We start from the raw sequence: 2,386 nt of genomic DNA on the forward strand, positions 1-2,386 counted from the left end.
GGTTCCGGCGCGGGGGCGGGCGTTTCCTCCTGCGCGCCTAACCGCTTGTTTACCTCTGCGGCAATCTGCCCGTGAAGGTTATACAGATAATCGCCAGGACACGCCTTCGCCGCAAACCAGCGGTGAACGGTCATGTTCTGCTTGTCCACCTGTCCGATCAACGCCTTGTCGCCCTTCCAAAGAAGCCGCTTGATCCCGTTGCGGCGGCAAATATCCGTCACAAGGTCAAGCAGGGCTTTATATGCCTTGTCGGACACGTGCCACCCTGTTTCCGCGCCGCCGTCGTTTGCAACCTCGATCGTAACGGCGCGGTTGTCATTGGACGCGGAAGACGTACACCACGAACGATCCTTTTCCTCAACATACATTGCTATGCGCCCGTCGCTCCCGATCCCGTAGTTGCTGGAAGCCTGCCGGGAAGACGGCGCAAAGACGTTCCCGCACGTTTCAACGGAAAGATCGCCCGCCATGCAATGAATAGAAATGGTGTCGATCTTGTGATTGCGCGGGCTTGTCTTGTTCGGTGAAATTTTGGTATAACAAATCAAATTGCTGTTGCTCATTTTGCTTTAGCCTCCGTTTACGTGATTTTCCAGCGTGTCAAGCCGCTTGTGCGCCTGCTTCGCGGACGCTTCCACGGCAACCAGCCGTTCCATAAACTCCGTGTTGGTCTTTCGCTGTTCCCGCTGTTCGGCCTTAATATCATCAATGCCGCCTTTGATATAGCCGATTTCGGTTAATACCGTCGCGTCGCTCTTTGCTTCGCTCTCCGTGTCGCTCTTCCTGTTGCGGGCGAAGGCGGCATAGCCGAAGACGATTGCGCAAACCGTACTAACCACCGAAAGCACCGTTAAAAGCTGTTCCACGATTTCACCCCCTTTCCACCCGCTCCCATTGCCACATACCCGGCGTGTCAGGCGGGTATACGCAATTCGGCATATCCCCCGCCGCCTTGTAAACCGCGCCTTTGTAGATGTAATATAGGCCGCTCTTCACGTCCACCAGCACGCCCGCGGTTTCCGGATATGGGATCGGATCATCTGCCGCGCCCGTGTGCGCCAACTCCACAAGGCGGTAGTACGCGAAGGTAGTTGCCACGGGGAAGGCGGCGGCATTGGACGTGTGCGGGGCGACGATCTCATACAAGAGGCCACCCGCCTTTATAATCTCGCCTATGGTGTTATAGGCGTGATTATCTATGAATTCCGGATAATCCACCACTGCCGCCGAAGCAAGGATCATTTCGTCAGAAATGGCCCCCGTGCCTGCGGCGCGATCCCCCACGATCTGCGCCTTGAAGGAAAGGGAAAGAAGGGCGGCGGTGCTGTCGCCCGCCGCCTTCACTTCCCGAAGTTCCTTCTTCAATTCTGCCGTGCCGTCCGGCTTGTCCGGCCTGTGTGTCACGCTCATTCAAAATTACCCCCAATCGAAGATACCCAGCATTCGGAAAGGGCTTCGCCGCGGCCCACGGTCACGCGGACGTTTAGGCCGTACTGCACCGCCGCATTTTCCGTGTTCTCGAAGACGTGCGCCACGCCCTGCAAAACCGCGTTCGTGCAATCCTCCCACGCGGGGGAAGGATCAAAGGGATTGTTCGTCACTTCCACTTTGAACGTGCCGCCCGCTGGAATGTTCCGCGTAACAACCACATTCGCCCGCCGCGGCTGTTGCACCGCTTCCAGCGGCGCGGAAAGGTAGATTACAAAACTATTGATCGCCTTTGTGAAGGTCAGTGTGCGCACCGCCTCATTTCCTGCACTGTCTGTGGCCGTGATCGTGATTGTATGCAACCCATTTGTCAGCGATGTAAAATCGTTTCCGGCCAACGTCAGGTTTACAGACTGCCCAAGCGTGGGCGTGTGCGTCTTCAAGGTCTTTTCGTCCACCTTTTCAACTACGGTCACTATGTCGCCGTCCGGATCGTCCACGGTGTAGGCGTAAGAAAAGCCCTCCCGCTTCACTCCAAGATCGGCGTTCTGTCCGGATATTGTGGGCGGCTGATTGTGGATCACCGCAGACGTGCTGGAAGTGATATATGCGCTTTCGTTGCCCACGCTGTCCCGCGCCTTCACGCGGTATTTTACCGTGTTCCAGCTTGTCAGCACATTTTCTTCAAATGTGCGGGCGGCTGTCTCCGCCACCTGTGTATAGCTCCCGTTGTTTATGGCGCGCTCCAAAATATAGGTGATCGCGTCGCCCTCCGGATCGGTGGAAGCTCCCCACGATACCGCGATTTTTTGCCCGCTGTAACAATTCGCCGGAACGGAAATGCCGGACGGCGTAGACGGCGCGGCGTTCCATTGAAATTCATAATTCCCCTTTGCGTTGGTGCTGTCAGATACCAAGATTGAAGAATTAAGATTACAAAGCGGGCGCACGCCCCAGT

3 protein-coding genes and 1 pseudogene are annotated in these 2,386 nt (G+C 56.4%); all 4 read right to left on the reverse strand.

The features are described 5' to 3' along the window. Window positions 1–563 (reverse strand): peptidoglycan recognition protein family protein (locus tag U8U68_RS21680; RefSeq protein WP_322204512.1); only part of this gene is annotated, 563 nt, incomplete at its 3' end. 6 nt (window positions 564–569) lie between these two features. Next, the gene (locus U8U68_RS21685) at window positions 570–866 is read right to left on the reverse strand and encodes a hypothetical protein (protein ID WP_160642527.1); all 297 of its coding nucleotides are present in this window, start codon (window positions 864–866) and stop codon (window positions 570–572) included. A 4-nt stretch (window positions 867–870) separates the two neighbouring features. Then, on the reverse strand, window positions 871–1,410 hold the full coding sequence (locus U8U68_RS21690; RefSeq protein ID WP_217958838.1) for a hypothetical protein: 540 nt from the start codon (window positions 1,408–1,410) through the stop codon (window positions 871–873). Next, window positions 1,407–2,386, reverse strand: a pseudogene (locus U8U68_RS21695) (DUF6273 domain-containing protein); the annotation flags it as partial. The gene U8U68_RS21690 and the pseudogene U8U68_RS21695, both read right to left, overlap by 4 nt.

It is taken from the genome of Acutalibacter intestini, from assembly GCF_034334985.1.
Lineage (GTDB): Bacteria > Bacillota > Clostridia > Oscillospirales > Acutalibacteraceae > Acutalibacter > Acutalibacter intestini.

Bases quoted from the DNA above. Each gene is read 5' to 3' on its own strand.
- U8U68_RS21690 (WP_217958838.1), bottom strand. From the start codon at position 1,410: ATGAGCGTGACACACAGGCCGGACAAGCCGGACGGCACGGCAGAATTG.